Raw genomic sequence first — 14,119 nt, 5'->3', positions numbered from 1 at the left:
GTCGCTCCTGCGTCTTGAACAAGGACGATTTATTCAGCTGCTTTCCAGCTGCGTGCCGCAGCCTGAGCCTTCTCGACATCTTCCGGCGACAGCGCTTCGGAGACGCGCTGCAGCGCGATGCTGGCTTGCGGGTGCTGCCGAGCGGAGGCGAGGTTGTAGTAGAGGTGCGCCTTACCGAGATCTTTCGGTATCGGATTGCCGGCCTCAAGCATGATGCCGATCTCGTATAAGCCAACAGGGTTGCCCTTGAGTGCAGCCTTCTCAAAATAGGCACGGGCCTTCTCAAGATCTTTCGCGCCGTTAGAGCCATCACGATAGGCAAACCCCAGCGCATTCATGGCGCCGATATGACCATGGTCTGCCGCCTTGGCGTAATAGGTCATCGCCTTGGCAATATCCTTGGAACCACCCTGACCCTGCGCCAGCAGACCGGCGCAGTTGAACTCCGCATCCGCATCGCCGAGATCCGCACTCTTGCAAATCATCTCGCGTGCCGTCTTGTAATCCTGGAGCATACCCTCGCCACGAAAGGACATGAGGCCAACACGGTTCATGGCCTTCGCGCTGCCTTTGTCAGCGGCCGCAAGATAAAGAAGACGCGCCTTCTCCGGATCGCCTTCCAAACCGACACCCAGCTCAAGCATGCGTCCAAGATAGAACGCGCCGTCTGCCTGTCCGGCATTGTAGGCTTCATTGAAAGCTTTGAGCGCCGCCTCGTAATTTTTGGCTTCGAGGCTTGCAAGCCCGTCCTTGATCAAGTCGCCCGTTGCGGCAGGTTGCGCCGGCTGCGCAGTCTGAGGCTTGTCGGCGGGCTTTGCTGCCGGCGGCTTAGACTGCGCCAGTGCGGCGGAGCTTATAAGAGCCAGCAAGCTGGCGCCAAGAATCAAACGTATAGACATAGGCGTTTCCTGGATCATAAGAGTTTGACGGATAGGGTGAGATAGGCTTCCGGCGCCCGCCAATTGCTGGTCTTCGGACCGCCGATGCGGTGGACAGGCTCACCGATGCTGGCGTCGAGATTGACCCGGCCATGTCGATAGCGCAGCCCAACGCCAATGCCAGCCCGTTCAAGAACTTCGCGATTTGCGATGTCGTAGCCGGCACCATAATCTGCGAAAACATACGGCTGAAGACCTTGCAGAGTTTCGTATGCGAACACCCAATCGTCCTTCTGCTCTTCGACCAGATTGGCGATTGAAAAAGCTGGGGCGAATTCCGTGCGAACGATTGCACCCCGGTCGGCACGTACTGCACCATTGGTGAAGCCGCGCACGCTGGAAACCGAGCCGAGCACCAGTTGGTCGTCGGAATAAAGGGGATGGTCTGTCCACTGTGCATTGAGATCGATGCGCAACATGCCAATCGTCTCGAAGACTTTCGAGGTGGAGGCTTGCCCATCGATCTTGACAAACCGCGCTCGAGGCGCAGACGGCGCAATATCCGCCGGATCCTCGGTAGCGCTCGTGATCGCGAGTCCCCGATCGAAGCCGATGCCATAACTCAGCTGAAGCGTCTCAAACGTCCGGGTCTCGGTGATACCGATGCGCCCATGAGGAAGAGTTTGCGGCGTCAGTGAGACACCATTCAGGAAGCGTTCATTGTTTCGCCAAGCCAGGGAGTTATCCAGGGTGATCTGCCGCGCCCGGCTGCGGTAGAGAAGATAACCCAAGGCCGCCGTGACCGTCCCGTCCTGGGTGAACATCTCGACCCCTGGTGTCACCTCGCTCAAGGATTCGGAATACCCGGCATCCAACGAGAGCGTAAAGCGCCGGAATGGCACCGAAAATGCGCCACGGATCTCGTTGGAGTCGAGACCACCCGCATAGGACAGACGCCAGGCGTCATTGATTCCGATGAAGTTATCTTTGGCAACATCCAGCTTGAAGCGGCTCGGAATGGTGTTGCCCGACCCGTTGATGTCGGCGCCGTTGAGCTCATAGCCGGCATTTACCCGAAATGAATCCTCGCCGTTGTTCTCGACAACAACGGTTGAGGTGGCTGGCGCACTTCCGGGTTCCAGCTTGACCTGCGCCTTGCTGGAGGCGACCCGATTGATCTGGTCCACGCCCTGCTGAATGGCATCGATCTGAACGACGTCTCCGGAATCCGTGATGAAGCTGTTCCAGAGCTTCGCCTTCGCACTGAGGTCGCCGGGCAGGAGCTGAAAATTATCGAGGGGATCGTCGATCTTGTCGACCAATTGCGATAGGCTCGTGACGAAGCTCCAAGGTCCCTTGGCCTCTTTGATCTTTGTCCAGCCCTTACTGAAACGCTCCCCGACTTCAAGAGCTTCGTCCCCGCGATTTTCGCGGTACAGCACCTTGTCGATCCGCCCCGCGATGACGTTGATGACAAGGATTTTGCTGGCACGCAGATCCTGCTCCGGCAGATAGCCTTGCGTCGCCACATAGCCTTGATCGGCATAGGTCTCGTTGATCGCGGACAGGATCGCTTTGACCTCGTTGTTGCCGATACAGGCCACAGCCAAGGGTTCGAGCTTCTCTCGCAGATCGTTCCCATCGATATCCACGACACCGCGCACCTCGACCTTCCTCACCTCGGAGCAACCTGCGGACCCAGCTTTCGAGATCTTCCGGGTGAGAAATGAAAGGGTGTTGCCTGCGGGATCTGGGCTCGGTGTCGCCGTCACATCGTCCGACCTGGGAGAAGCGCTTGGGGCTGCAATGACGGAATTGGTCAACATGCATGCTCCAGCAGCTGCCAGAATGACGCCAGCCTGAAATCGAGATGTTTGGGGCCACGTGGAATGAGCAGTCTGACGGGACATGGTGTCACTTAATCCAACCAGAGTCGCAACAGGCCGATATGATTCAGCCCGCGCGGGAACTCAGCCTGGGTCGCCTTCCTCTCCTCAATGCCGGTCTGGATCTTAGTTGCGACGTGGCCGTTGATGGTTCCACCATAGGATAGGACAGGGCTGTTGGAGCTGATCGTCACACGACCTACGGGAGCCAGAAAAGATCCGCCGATCGGTGACAGGGAGACAAGGGCTTCAGTGCCGGAGAAGAAGTTGTAGAGGCCAGCCGGACGGTTTACAAAATCCGGAATGAAGGTGGCACGAGCCGCCACCTTTGGTGCAATGACTGAAAGGTTGCCGTAGGCGACGATGTCGCCGCCATTGTCGATCCGCTGACTTGCCTTGATCTCGGCACTGCCAGCAGCATTGATCTTTCCGCCCGATGGTGTGATCGTGCTGGTACCATGGCTTGAGCATCGCCAGTCGCACGTCTTGGTGAATTCCAGAAGGCCGGTATAGACTCCTGTATTGATCAGGGTGCCGGTATCAATGGTCAGGGAGCCGTCAAGCGCGTCGAGCTCACCGAAGTTAAAGACATGGCCGGCTTTGACGTCCAGGGTCTCGCCGGCAATGAAGGCTAGTTGTCCCGGTACTCGCGGGACACCCCAATCGACGACATGCGTCTGGACTCGTTGCTTCCTGCCGAACAGCCGACCGAAGAACCCGGGCGAGCGCTTGTAAGTCACATAGTTCGTCTCTCCGCCTGCCCCGATCGTTGCCATGCGGTTGAATAAGGTGCCGCCAATCCGCAAAACCGTGTTGGCGTTGGAGAGAATCCGTCCTGTGTTGTTGTCGAGATTGCCACCCGCCTCAACATAGAGGTCATCTTTGGACGCAAAAGCGACGGCGAGCCTCTTGGCGTCCTCCGTGATGAGTTTGATGTTGCCCTTGGCCTTGAGAGTGACCCCGCCCAATGCATCCGGATCCTCATCACTGCGCTCAGAACCTGTGACAGCTCCCAGAAGCGTGATGTCGCCGGCATTCGCGAGCAACGTCACGCTTTTGAACACGGAGCTGAGCGTACTTTGACGCTTCGGATCATTGAGCACCTCGATGCCCTGTCCTGCCAGTTTCAAGCTCTTCTCCGCTTTGATCGTTGCTCCCTTCGTCGTGATCTTGCCGTTCGACGAGATCGTGAAATCGCCGATCGTGGCATGTCCCCGACCGGCATAGCTCACACCAGCCCCGCGCGAATTAACGGAGATGTTGACGCGGCTTGCCGAGAGCGAACCGCTCGGCGTGATATCGATCAGAATCGCGTTGGCCGCATCATCGAGATCACGGCGTGTTGCCAGAGGGCGCAGAGTGGACAGAGGAGAGACCGTCGAATCGAGGGTAATTTCGGATCGTCCAGCTACCAGCGCAATGTCAGCACTCGGACTGACGCTGGTATTCTTGACCGGGCCGTCGATTTTCAGCCGCCCGGCAATCAACTGAAGGGTGGTCATCGCGCCGGATAGACCACCGCCCGTGATCGTTATGTCTCCTTTGCCCGTTTCCAGAACCGTGTTGACTCGCCCCGCGCCGGCATCAACGAATCGTATCGGCCCGGCAGACAACGCCACGCCGCCCGTGTTGATGAAGCTGCCGCCATCGACCGTGATGCCGTTCGGATTGGCGATGACGACATGGGCGCGGGACCCGAGTACCTCGACCGGACCGTGCAGGACACTCCGCCGGCTCGACGTGACCTCATTGACGATGGTCGAAGCATCGACGCCGCGATTGTTGAGCCCGAGGCCGGGCTTCGGGGCCGAGAAGTCTTTGTAAGTGTTGTGGCTGATTCCACTTGAATTCGCCGGAGCAATGTTGACCGTGACCCGGCCCGTGTCCGCAGTCGTCGCGCTCGTGCGCGTCGCGCCGTCCGGTACGGCCTGAGCCCAGGCTTGGCTTGCTCCGTAGAGGCCGACGAGCGCAAAAAGAGAGCGGCGCAGCTTCATGAAGTCCGCTCCAGGCGAACCAGAGCGTCGGCCAAGCCTTTGAGCGAAACGGTCACGTCGGCAGACTTGTCCTTCGCCGTCCAGAGCCGGAAGCTGGCCAGCTTGCCGGAACGAAACTCCTTGGGGATAGGACCGGACAGCGGAAAGCCGGCATGGCATCCGGCGGCGTTGCAGGTCTCGACCAGCAGCTTATAGGGATTCCTGCCATCCACTCTCAGCTCGATCCCACGGGCGATGTAGCCGCCGAGCGGGATCGACACGATGGCGACCGGTGCTTGTTGGTCGCTGCGAACGATGGTGACCGCGAAGACAGTCTCATCGCTGCCTTGCACCGTGAGCCGCTGAACGGCACGACAATCGACCTTCCGTGACTGGGAGACAGGTGCAGAGGAGCCCTGGGCAGAGGAGCAGACAACCTCTTAATCGGCGAAGCGCTCTGCCCGAGGCGCTTCCTGTGCCGAGGCCGCGATCTCCATCCATAGTACGAGCGGCACCCATGCCGCTTTCCGCACCTTCATCGGACCCCCAGACAGTGCTAAACGGGTTCAATTTCTTCGGAACCGCACCTAGCGTGTCCGCAATTCAGGATTGCGATATTATAACGTTTATAAGTTGTAAAGGGGAATCTGTCCTCCCCCCGGAAGGGAGGTCCGGAGCGGATCCGACAGCAAAGGCTTCGAACTCACTTTTATGTAACCATACGCTTGCAATGTCCCAATGCTGATATGGCTTTTCCCGATTATGCGCGAGTCGGTCCCTGTTTCCCATTTTAGGGAAATCATCATCAGGCATCGGTCATCTTTGGTGTTTTAGACTCCAAAGATGCTCCAATCCGGCGCGGCAGCACCTCGGAGGGTGACCCGCCCATGCGCAGCTATCCCTGTCTCAAGATCGTGACGCGAACCGAAAGGCGTCTCGGCATCCTGCCGCCGGATGAAACGGCATAGCTTGGCCCCGACGCTCGGTATCCTCATCCGCAGCGTCCCGCCTGGCCTCTCAATCGCCACACCGGACATTGGCATCTCGGCGCAGGGCCATCACGGCAAATGGCACCAGCCGATTGTGAAAGATGGCGGTGAGGGCGAACAGAAACGTGCAGGCCGTGACGGTGGCCGCCAAGTGGGGCAGGAAATGCGCAACGAGAGCGTCGGGAGGATACCCTGGGTGGCCGTGGCTGAAATGCCGGAAAACGGCAAGTCCAATGCCTGCCAGGAAGCCCAGGACGGCCGCCATAGGAACACTCCACGGCTCTGTTGAAGCCAGCCCCCTGGCGATTCTGACCTTCATCGTGATATGCGCCCCAAAAATCCCTGTCTTTGGATACCACTTCCATACCATCCGGGCAAAGCACGTCGTCCAAGTTACGTTAACGGATAGGCCGCCGCATTTATTCCCGGCCTTGGGATCATCCGGTAGCGGTATTGGCAGACGGCTCTCCGGCCTATAGATACCAGAGCAAGACCTTTGCAGGAACGACACCGTCAAGGTCATCACTGCGCAGCCTCTGGCTGCCTTGGCTCCAGAGACGTCCGATGCGCTGCTACTTTCATCTGGTGAACGAGGACGAGACCGTTCCGGATGAAGTCGGCGTTGAGGTCGCAGATCTGGCCAAGGCAGAGGAGATGGCTCGGCGAGCCATCGAGGATATCAGGAATGCGGCACTGGACCTGGGTGCGTCCTGGCAGGGCTGGCGGCTCGACATTGTCGCCCCATCCGGCCAGATCCTCGCGTCCATTCCTCTTGATCCCGTCGTCCACTGACAACGGACGACGGGACAGACGCATCAGGCAGGTCACGGCTTGTCCATAGGAGCCGCTTGCACACCCATCGGACGTCGAGCGACCTAGCCGCGATCCTCGTCCGCTGCCAACTCCTCCAGCTGCTCGGCCGCCTCAAACAGATGAAACTTGGCCTCAAGCAGCGAGACCTGCTCGGCAAAGGCGCGGATCCTCTCGGCCTGCTGACGATACTCGGCCGCCTTGCTAGGGCGGAACGCATCCATAACGCGTGCCTCCGATGACGCTTCTCGCCTACCAACGTCCGTGGGAGGTCGTTCAGTTCCGGCCCGCGCTTCAAATCACGAAGAAATCCTTGTGAGTGAGCTTGAGGTTTTTGCCGAGCTTTGCGAACTCGACGGCGGCCTTGCTGCCCGATCCGTCGGCGTCGTAGGAGAGAATGCCGGTCTTCTTGTCGTAGAGCAGGTAGTCGTTCCGGTCGTCGGCCTTGCCGATCTCGAAATAGGCCTTGTTCAACCGGCCGGGGCTGAGCTCCGAGCCCTTGCCCAGCTTCCTGAACACCGCGTTGTCGAGCCAGATCGTGTCGTCCTTCACGTTGAAGTCGGCAATCGTGTCGAACGCCACCTTGCGGTCCGTCCTGGACGTGCCGAGCCGCGTGTCGAACACGAAGATGTCGCCGCCGCCGCCGCCGTGCAGCCAGTCGTTGCCGGCCCCGCCAGAGAGCCAATCCTGCCCGCCCTCGCCCGAGAGCCGGTCGCGCCCGGCCTCGCCGGAGAGCCGGTCGTTGCCCTCGCCGCCGAACAGCCAGTCGTCGCCGCCCGCCGTCAGGATGGTGTCGTGGCCGCCCAGGCCCGACACCAGGTCGTTGCCCTGGCCGGTATGCGCATTGGAGCCGCGGCCCAGGGCGATGGTCTCGCTGCGCTCGTCGCCCGTGAGGGTGAGCCCGCCCGACCAGGGCAGGGCGGCACGCTCGTCGGACAGGACGACCTTGACCGTGTCGGCATACTGGCCGCGGCTGCCGTAATCGGCGAAGTACAGGTAGTGCTGGGCAGGGCTGCCGGCGCCGGTCGGCACGGGGCTGTTGAGCAGGAGGCTCACCTGCCCGGCCTCGCCCAGCGACAGGGTTCCCTTGCTGCCGTTGGCGTCCCCATCGGCCAGGCCGAGGGTGGCGATGGCCGGGTCGTAGACGTTGCCGGGCACGGTGCCGAACAGGTGCGAGCTGTCCCACGGCCCCAGATCACCCAGAACCCACTGCGCGAGGTAGCCCGGATGGTAGACCACACTGGCGTCGAAGCCGCTGCCTCCGGCAAAGTATTTCAAGAACTCTTTCGCGGTGGGGTAATTGACGTCGGAGATCGCCACGAAGTCGATGTCGGCCCCCGATGATCCGCCGGTGCCGCCGGACCGGACGCCGTCATCGACCAGCGAGATGGCCTGAAGGGTGCTGAAGGGGAGCTGGCTCAGATCGACCCGGTAGATGCTTCGGCTGCCGTCAAAGCCGATTAACTCCGCTGACGCGACAATACTTGTCATTGAGAATGATCCTCCCGTTGGTTTGATAAGCAAACGCTCTCACGGGTCGGAAATTCCGCACCTATAAAGTCGTACTTCATCAACTGTTCAAAGAGAGGTATTGAAGTCACGTTATTCATGATTATTCAGGCCTGCTGAAGTAAATCAGCATCTGAATCGATAATAACATATGTTAATTCTAGGCGAATGCCTGAAAACTTCATCTCAATGAAGTGGCGGGAGGATATGGTTGGCGCTGCCGATCATCCCCGTGGCTTGTAAAGAGCACATGGCCCGTCACACATCGCTTCGCCTCGAAGGGGGAGCGAATTCCCGTCGCGACTATGACCATCGGGGCAGAAGCGCGAGCTCCTCGGTAAGATTCGCCCGTGGCTGATGCAGCCCTGGAGACCGAATGTCGATTGAGCCCGGACCGCGGGAGAGCCGGCGGCTCTGCACTCGCGATCATCCGGAGCATTACGGGAGACCCGTCGCTGTGGTCGAACAGATGAGGTGGAAAAATGGAGCGGGGGAACGGTGCTGCCCCGTCGCCGCGCGAGGTGGACCCTCGCCGCTGCCTGCTTCACCCGCAATGGAAGAAGTTTAGCCTGAAACCACTGCAAGGCTAGCCGATCTTTCGAGGTATCGCTCTTGGGGAAGTGCGTCCTCTCATTCCCGAAGAAGCGGATGCAGGCTGTGTTGCCCCGGGCAGTAAAGCTAGTTTCCTCGGCAGGGATCCGTCATCAGCGCTGAACGTTCGCTGGTGAATCGTCGGCCGCAACACCTCGCGCCAGCACACAGCTATGATCCAGGAGATCCTCCGCCTGGCTGTCACGCCCGGGCGCGGCAACGACATAAAATCCCTGCCGTGATCCATTCGGTGGAGCGCTGAAGACCGCGACACCCACTCTGGACAAATCCCTTCGAGAGCCTGGAAGGTCCGTCAGGCGCTCGAAGATGTTCGACGTGCCGATCTCGTCCGCGGCGATCTTGATGCCGAAGAAGCGCTGGTTGTCGTGCGGAAAGCCAAGAGACTCCAGGAACTCGAGCGGCTTCCAGGCGCTCCCGAGCTCCGCATCGTGCAGGCGAAGCGCCGCGAGAACCTCCGGCCGTGCACAATCGGCATGAATATGAAGTTGATCTTGCGTGCGACTGCCCCTGGAGTTGACAGCCAGCGCGACATCCTCGACGTGGACGCGCCCTTTGGCAGCCTCGACGACGAAGCGTCGCGCTGCGAGAGCCGCCTGCCAGTAGGCCGCCGCTTCCGGCTGCTGCAGGGCCGGGGCCTCAATCCCGACCAAACGTGTGGTCGGAACAACGAGGGTATGTGTCTCTTTCCATGGAGGCCTGAGAACGACGGTCCCCGGGGATCCGTGCTGCCCCAAGTTGACTTGGACGCAGGGCAGAGAAACATTGAGCGCCCGCTTGGCGGCAACGCATGTCTCCACCACGCGCCACAGGGCTCCTCGCGATGGGTCGCTCGCGAACGTCCTGCGGGCGATGAAGACAGTTGCAAGACACGCAAGAGATAGCCACAGGGCTTGTTTCAGGGACATGCACCGGAGATGGTCGATCCGACGTCCATGGCAATACAACGAATGGGCGATGGCGGCGGCAGGCGCCGCCTCCCGGCGCCGAGGCCTCCCCGGACGCGCCGATGTCCTGCTTCCTCTTGACCCTCCCCTATCGACAGAAAGGTTTTGTCATGACGCCTCTGCCTATGGCCACCCTGACGGACGTCTTCACCGAACCCAGCAACGTCGATCCGGAAACGCTCAATAATCTGGGTCCCCTGCGGCGACTGGCGGGGCGCTGGCGCGCACGCAAGGGTGTGGATCTCAACCCCAAGGCGGAAGGCCCGGAGCGGCGCGTGTTCATCGAGACCATCGATTTTCAGGCGATCGACCCGCAGACAAACGGGCCGCAACTGCTCTACGGCCTGCGCTACCACATCCACATCACGACCGAGGAGGAGGACATCACCTTTCACGATCAGGTCGGCTACTGGCTCTGGGAGCCGGCCAGCGGCCTCGTCATGCAGACCATCGCCATCCCGCGCGGCCAGGTCGCCATCGCGGCTGGCCAGGCAAGCCCCGACGCCGACGAGATCGTCGTGACGGCAACCCGTGGGCAGACCGACTATGGCATCTGCTCGACAACCTTTCTGGAGCAGGCGTTCCGCACCGACCACTACCGGATCACGATCACCTTTCATCCGGACGGGAGCTGGAGCTACGTGACCGATACCGAGTTGCTGGTGCATGGCCGGGACATGCCTTTTGCCCATCAGGACCGGAACACGCTCCAGCGAGTCGGTGAAGCCAAGCCCAATCCCTTGGCGCTCATTTTGTCCAAACGAAAGGCAGGTTGAGCGGAGCAGCCTTATCGAACGTGCTCGAGCTTGAAATCCGCCGGCAGCGTTGCATCGGTCGACTTGAGATCGATCACAGTCGCGCCCGCATGATCCGGGCGCGACCATCCGAACCGAACAAGTCCTCAGCCAACCATCGAAGGCCTGCGGCAGATGAAGAAGTGCACCTAGACGATGTTCCAGTAGTTCATGGCTGCCGCCGTCCCCGCATTGGCAATGACAATGCCGATCTCGAATGTGCCGTCCTCATCCTGGTCCGAGAAGACATAGCCCGTGTTCGCGACGCTGTTGTAGAGAAACGCATGCGTGATCGTCCCGCTGGCAAAGACGCTCTGCGCATCGAGAAGGGCAGCTTCGATCGTCGTCGCGCCGGTAGCGGCCTCACCATAGTTCGAAGCCGTTCCGTCGACGCCGAGGTCGATCCGGTCAGCCGACACGCTCCAGTCGGCGATCGTGCTGACCAGCGCGGAGGTCGTTCCCGACGAGGATGGCCCGAAGCTGAACGTGTCCGCCCCTCCGCCGCCGATCATCCAGTCGGTTCCGCGAGCGCTGCCCAAGGTGTCGTTGCCGTTCCCGCCTTCCAGCGTGTTGCGCCCGTCCCCGCCATCGAGCCGGTCATTGCCGGCCGAGCCATACAGGTGATCATTGCCGCCCGATCCCGCGACGGTATCGTTGCCCGTCCCGCCGATCACGGTATCGTCGCCGACATTGCCGTTCAGGAAATCATCTCCGCCGGCACCCATCAGACGATCATTGCCATATCCACCGGACAGGTTGTTGGCCTTGCGATCGCCCGTCAGCCTGTCATCGTACAATGAGCCAACGACAATCTCGATCCCGAAGAGACGATCCGACCCTTGGCCAAAGGCGATATTGCGACCGAGATCCACCGTCACGGCGGGGTCAAATGAAAAATCAGCCGTGTCGATGCCTGCTCCGCCATTCAGCATGTCGTCTGCGGGTCCTCCGTACAGCGTGTCGTTGCCGGCCAAGCCGTTGAGGATGTCGGAGAAGTCCGTTCCATTGAGAGGGTCTTCCTTAGGTGTTCCAATGCGAATCGCCATTGCTCGCCTCCGCAGGCTCTGGTCGGCCGAAGTCGTTTGTCGGTGAAGTGGTGCGCCACGGTCCTAATGGCCGGGAAATGACCGTGCTGAATCTTCTACAATCGTCACGGAAACTTTCACGTGAAATGATATCTTCGAGTAATGACATGTCGAACGAGGAGCTTCACCGTAGCCCGGTTCTCGGGATTCGGGCAGACGTTCAGAAGAGGTACGCTCTTCTACCTCCACTGTCTTGCGGTCGTTTTGGAACGTATGGGCTTGATGTTCATTATCGCGTTCCTGACGGGCGAGCCTCGATCCGCCGCAAGTCGGCCGGCAAGCTTTCTCCTGCGGCTCGTGCCGGTCTGCCGGGAGAATCAATGGAAGGGCCTATGCTGAAGTGCGTTTCCGGACAATTTGGAGCGCTCACGCCCGATGACGGACCGGTGCTCATCTCTCCTCTGGCAGGCCCATGCCAGATGCGTGTCGCGTTCAGCAGGCTGCATGATCCCATCGGCTGCAAGCTGCGAAACATCGGGCGACGGGGACCACAGCCGTTGCGGAGCGGATGCGGTGAGCAAAGCTGTCGCTTCACTCCTGCGGCGGTGCCATCTCGGAATAGGCCGCCTCTGGCGGAGACACCTGAAACACCACCACTTTCGCCACGTCCTGGCCCGGATTGCTGGCGCGCATCACGGTGTTGGCGGGCTCCAGGAAAGCCTCCCCGGCCTTGAACTGAGATATTCCTTGTCCCTTGATCTCGATCGCAACGACTCCATCGATGACATAGCCCACGATAGGCGTTGGATGGCTGTGCCACATGGCGTCGACCATGCCGGGTCGAACCGTGAAGGGACGCACCCGCGCCTCGAGCCGATCCGCCTTCGGAAGGTCCGGCATCGCCCCCTTGAAGAGGCCTTGAGACGGGACTGCCTCGAACCGGATCGCCTGACCCTGCTGCTGCGCCTGAGCAGGAAGCACCCAACACAGACATGCCAGCAGGAGAACGAGGTTTTTCATCGGACACCGCCTCTCGAAGCGAAGGCGGAACAGTAACACGCCCCAAGAGACGCGACAGCCTCCTCGGAGGAGTAAGATCGTTGTGGTCCGGGGCGACTGATCACAAGCGATGCGACTGGCGATCAGCGCAGCCGGTCCGGCCATCACGCCCCGCGGCTCTCCAGATAGGTCCTGGCCGCCTTGACGGCGGCGTCGCACTGGGTGGACGTGCCACTGAGGATCTCTTCGGGCTTTGTGCGGCCGGTCCAGACATCGAGCGCCGCCGTGACGACCCAGAGCGGTTCGGCCATGGCCCGGTCGGCGAGCTTCGGCAAGGAGGATGCGGCGCAAGTCCGCATTTCGGTGATGACGGCCTGAGGCGCGCGGACCTGGGACAGGCGTTCGTTCATCTCCGCCTGAAGCGGATCGACGATCAGCACGCCAACGACGGCCGCCAAAAGATCTTGAAGCATTGTCACCTCTGTGCCGGCGGTCGGATCGGGGGAGATCCGACATCACGCAGCGGCCGGCATGGCTTGCGTCAGAGGGGCCCGGATCGGGGTCATCCGGGATGTAGGAAGAGGCCGGCCGAGGTTCAAGGATGGGCGGTTTGCCCCCTCGTCCGTCCGGGTCGGCACGAGCCCCGCGGCGCCGCGGGACGCCCGGGTCTTGAGAGTAAATTCCGCTGCGACCAAACGTACTTACGCAATAGAGTGGCCGGGCCTCAAAGTTGCCTGGATTGACCCTGTATCACCGGACCTGCGTCGAAAGTGATTTGCGGATCGGATCATCAGTCTTATGAGCAGCCCGCCTCAGCCCCGAAGTGACTTCACCTTCCCCTGGTCCGTCGATCATCAGCCGCAAAGCGGATTCATCGAAAAGCTCGAATCATTCCAGAGGCTCTGCCTCCTGCGCTGGCAGTTCATCGAGACCTGCCGCGCGATGGCGCGCCCGGCGCTCGGGCGTGCCGGCACCATGGTCGACCAGACCGTTCTCGCCACGGCGCTGATCGTCATGCCCAGGGTGTTCGCCGGCTGGGACGCGCTGCGCCCCGCCCTGCTCTCGCAGACCCGGACGCTTCTACCCTTCGTGCCGCTGCCCAGCCCCGAGGACGAAGCGATCGGGTCCGATCCGGCCTGGGAGCTTCTGGCCGAGTTCCAGGCGCTCGCGCCCGACCAGCAGGACAAGGCGGCCAAGAATCTCGCGCTCCTGTGGGATCATTTCGAGCATCTGTTCGGGGGATTGAGCGGCTTCCTGTCGGAATCCCCAGTCGAGCGATCTCTTTACCTCGACAAGCTGGCGACGGCGTCACGACGGATGAGGCTCGCCCGCGGATCCGAGGTCGCCTTTCACTATGTGACGGTCGAACTGATGCGGCTCTACGTGCATGGTCTCCAGCTCGGACGCAAGGACCGGGCCGCGCTGGCGCTCGCGTCCGCCGTATCCGACCTGATCAACCGGGGACGCATGATGACTCCGGCGCTCACCGTGGAGGTGGAATCGACCCGGCCGCGGCAGGCGGAGGCAGCCTGAGCCGATTGCACGCTCCAGGGACGCAACGATGCCCGGGTGGCCTGCCGGCTCCCGGGCATGGGTCAAAGGTGGCGCCGTTTTGGCGTTAGCGGCAGCGGCGGACGCGGCGGGTCACGATGTCGCCGTCCGGCTCTTCCTCGCGGATCACCACGGTGCGGCAGCGCTCG

Annotated in this window: 13 protein-coding genes and 1 pseudogene; 3 read left to right on the top strand and 11 right to left on the bottom strand. The window is 61.1% G+C overall.

Features of this window, described 5'->3' with window-relative positions; translation table 11 throughout:
* Positions 1–29 precede the first annotated feature (29 nt).
* The 5 genes and pseudogenes from NF876_RS29145 to NF876_RS29125 form a co-directional block, all read right to left on the bottom strand.
* Entirely contained in the window at positions 30–899 is an 870-nt protein-coding gene (locus tag NF876_RS29145) for a tetratricopeptide repeat protein (RefSeq protein ID WP_173947448.1), read from the bottom strand.
* Between the two features lie 14 nt (positions 900–913).
* The gene (locus NF876_RS29140) at positions 914–2,704 is read right to left on the bottom strand and encodes a ShlB/FhaC/HecB family hemolysin secretion/activation protein (RefSeq protein WP_210812475.1); all 1,791 of its coding nucleotides are present in this window, start codon (positions 2,702–2,704) and stop codon (positions 914–916) included.
* Between the two features lie 92 nt (positions 2,705–2,796).
* A complete protein-coding gene (locus tag NF876_RS29135; protein WP_210812476.1) occupies positions 2,797–4,758 on the bottom strand; it encodes a filamentous hemagglutinin N-terminal domain-containing protein in 1,962 nt (653 codons plus the stop codon).
* A pseudogene (locus NF876_RS29130) lies at positions 4,755–5,159 on the bottom strand (invasion associated locus B family protein); the annotation flags it as partial. The gene NF876_RS29135 and the pseudogene NF876_RS29130, both read right to left, overlap by 4 nt.
* 595 nt (positions 5,160–5,754) lie before the next feature.
* Positions 5,755–5,991, bottom strand: coding sequence for a hypothetical protein (locus tag NF876_RS29125; protein WP_210812477.1), 237 nt, complete (start codon positions 5,989–5,991; stop codon positions 5,755–5,757).
* 299 nt (positions 5,992–6,290) lie between these two features.
* Between NF876_RS29125 and NF876_RS29120 the strand changes: the two genes are divergently transcribed.
* The gene (locus NF876_RS29120; protein ID WP_173947453.1) at positions 6,291–6,518 is read left to right on the top strand and encodes a DUF6894 family protein; all 228 of its coding nucleotides are present in this window, start codon (positions 6,291–6,293) and stop codon (positions 6,516–6,518) included.
* 83 nt (positions 6,519–6,601) lie between these two features.
* Here NF876_RS29120 and NF876_RS29115 read toward each other — a convergent pair whose 3' ends face one another.
* From NF876_RS29115 to NF876_RS29105, 3 genes are all read right to left on the bottom strand, one after another.
* Positions 6,602–6,760, bottom strand: coding sequence for a hypothetical protein (locus tag NF876_RS29115; protein WP_173947454.1), 159 nt, complete (start codon positions 6,758–6,760; stop codon positions 6,602–6,604).
* Between the two features lie 70 nt (positions 6,761–6,830).
* Positions 6,831–8,027 (bottom strand): calcium-binding protein, encoded by a 1,197-nt coding sequence (locus NF876_RS29110; protein WP_262271820.1) that lies wholly within the window; start codon positions 8,025–8,027, stop codon positions 6,831–6,833.
* A gap of 722 nt (positions 8,028–8,749) precedes the next feature.
* The gene (locus tag NF876_RS29105) at positions 8,750–9,562 is read right to left on the bottom strand and encodes a CDP-diacylglycerol diphosphatase (RefSeq protein WP_247654337.1); all 813 of its coding nucleotides are present in this window, start codon (positions 9,560–9,562) and stop codon (positions 8,750–8,752) included.
* Positions 9,563–9,711: 149 nt separating this feature from the next.
* Between NF876_RS29105 and NF876_RS29100 the strand changes: the two genes are divergently transcribed.
* On the top strand, positions 9,712–10,377 hold the full coding sequence (locus NF876_RS29100; RefSeq protein WP_173949014.1) for an FABP family protein: 666 nt from the start codon (positions 9,712–9,714) through the stop codon (positions 10,375–10,377).
* Between the two features lie 167 nt (positions 10,378–10,544).
* On the opposite strand, the gene NF876_RS29095 is transcribed toward NF876_RS29100, so the two are convergent.
* The 3 genes from NF876_RS29095 to NF876_RS29085 form a co-directional block, all read right to left on the bottom strand.
* Entirely contained in the window at positions 10,545–11,441 is an 897-nt protein-coding gene (locus tag NF876_RS29095) for a calcium-binding protein (protein ID WP_210807593.1), read from the bottom strand.
* Between the two features lie 570 nt (positions 11,442–12,011).
* Positions 12,012–12,440: a cupin domain-containing protein gene (locus NF876_RS29090; protein ID WP_210807595.1), complete on the bottom strand. Its 429-nt coding sequence runs from the start codon at positions 12,438–12,440 to the stop codon at positions 12,012–12,014.
* A 143-nt stretch (positions 12,441–12,583) separates the two neighbouring features.
* The gene (locus NF876_RS29085; protein WP_173949017.1) at positions 12,584–12,892 is read right to left on the bottom strand and encodes a hypothetical protein; all 309 of its coding nucleotides are present in this window, start codon (positions 12,890–12,892) and stop codon (positions 12,584–12,586) included.
* 325 nt (positions 12,893–13,217) lie between these two features.
* Between NF876_RS29085 and NF876_RS29080 the strand changes: the two genes are divergently transcribed.
* Positions 13,218–13,952 carry a hypothetical protein gene (locus NF876_RS29080; protein ID WP_210807597.1) on the top strand — a complete coding sequence of 245 codons (735 nt, stop codon included), beginning with the start codon at positions 13,218–13,220 and terminating at the stop codon, positions 13,950–13,952.
* The last annotated feature ends 167 nt before the right edge of the window (positions 13,953–14,119 follow it).

This window comes from Microvirga yunnanensis, assembly GCF_025460875.1.
This window is presented reverse-complemented; position numbering and strand designations above follow the sequence as displayed.

What these genes read in the sequence shown, in the direction of transcription:
- NF876_RS29145 (WP_173947448.1), bottom strand. Translation starts at nt 899, where the DNA reads ATGTCTATACGTTTGATTCTTGGCGCCAGCTTGCTGGCTCTTATAAGC.
- NF876_RS29140 (WP_210812475.1), bottom strand. Translation starts at nt 2,704, where the DNA reads ATGTTGACCAATTCCGTCATTGCAGCCCCAAGCGCTTCTCCCAGGTCG.
- NF876_RS29135 (WP_210812476.1), bottom strand. Translation starts at nt 4,758, where the DNA reads ATGAAGCTGCGCCGCTCTCTTTTTGCGCTCGTCGGCCTCTACGGAGCA.
- NF876_RS29125 (WP_210812477.1), bottom strand. Translation starts at nt 5,991, where the DNA reads ATGGCGGCCGTCCTGGGCTTCCTGGCAGGCATTGGACTTGCCGTTTTC.
- NF876_RS29120 (WP_173947453.1), top strand. Translation starts at nt 6,291, where the DNA reads ATGCGCTGCTACTTTCATCTGGTGAACGAGGACGAGACCGTTCCGGAT.
- NF876_RS29115 (WP_173947454.1), bottom strand. Translation starts at nt 6,760, where the DNA reads ATGGATGCGTTCCGCCCTAGCAAGGCGGCCGAGTATCGTCAGCAGGCC.
- NF876_RS29110 (WP_262271820.1), bottom strand. Translation starts at nt 8,027, where the DNA reads ATGACAAGTATTGTCGCGTCAGCGGAGTTAATCGGCTTTGACGGCAGC.
- NF876_RS29105 (WP_247654337.1), bottom strand. Translation starts at nt 9,562, where the DNA reads ATGTCCCTGAAACAAGCCCTGTGGCTATCTCTTGCGTGTCTTGCAACT.
- NF876_RS29100 (WP_173949014.1), top strand. Translation starts at nt 9,712, where the DNA reads ATGACGCCTCTGCCTATGGCCACCCTGACGGACGTCTTCACCGAACCC.
- NF876_RS29095 (WP_210807593.1), bottom strand. Translation starts at nt 11,441, where the DNA reads ATGGCGATTCGCATTGGAACACCTAAGGAAGACCCTCTCAATGGAACG.
- NF876_RS29090 (WP_210807595.1), bottom strand. Translation starts at nt 12,440, where the DNA reads ATGAAAAACCTCGTTCTCCTGCTGGCATGTCTGTGTTGGGTGCTTCCT.
- NF876_RS29085 (WP_173949017.1), bottom strand. Translation starts at nt 12,892, where the DNA reads ATGCTTCAAGATCTTTTGGCGGCCGTCGTTGGCGTGCTGATCGTCGAT.
- NF876_RS29080 (WP_210807597.1), top strand. Translation starts at nt 13,218, where the DNA reads ATGAGCAGCCCGCCTCAGCCCCGAAGTGACTTCACCTTCCCCTGGTCC.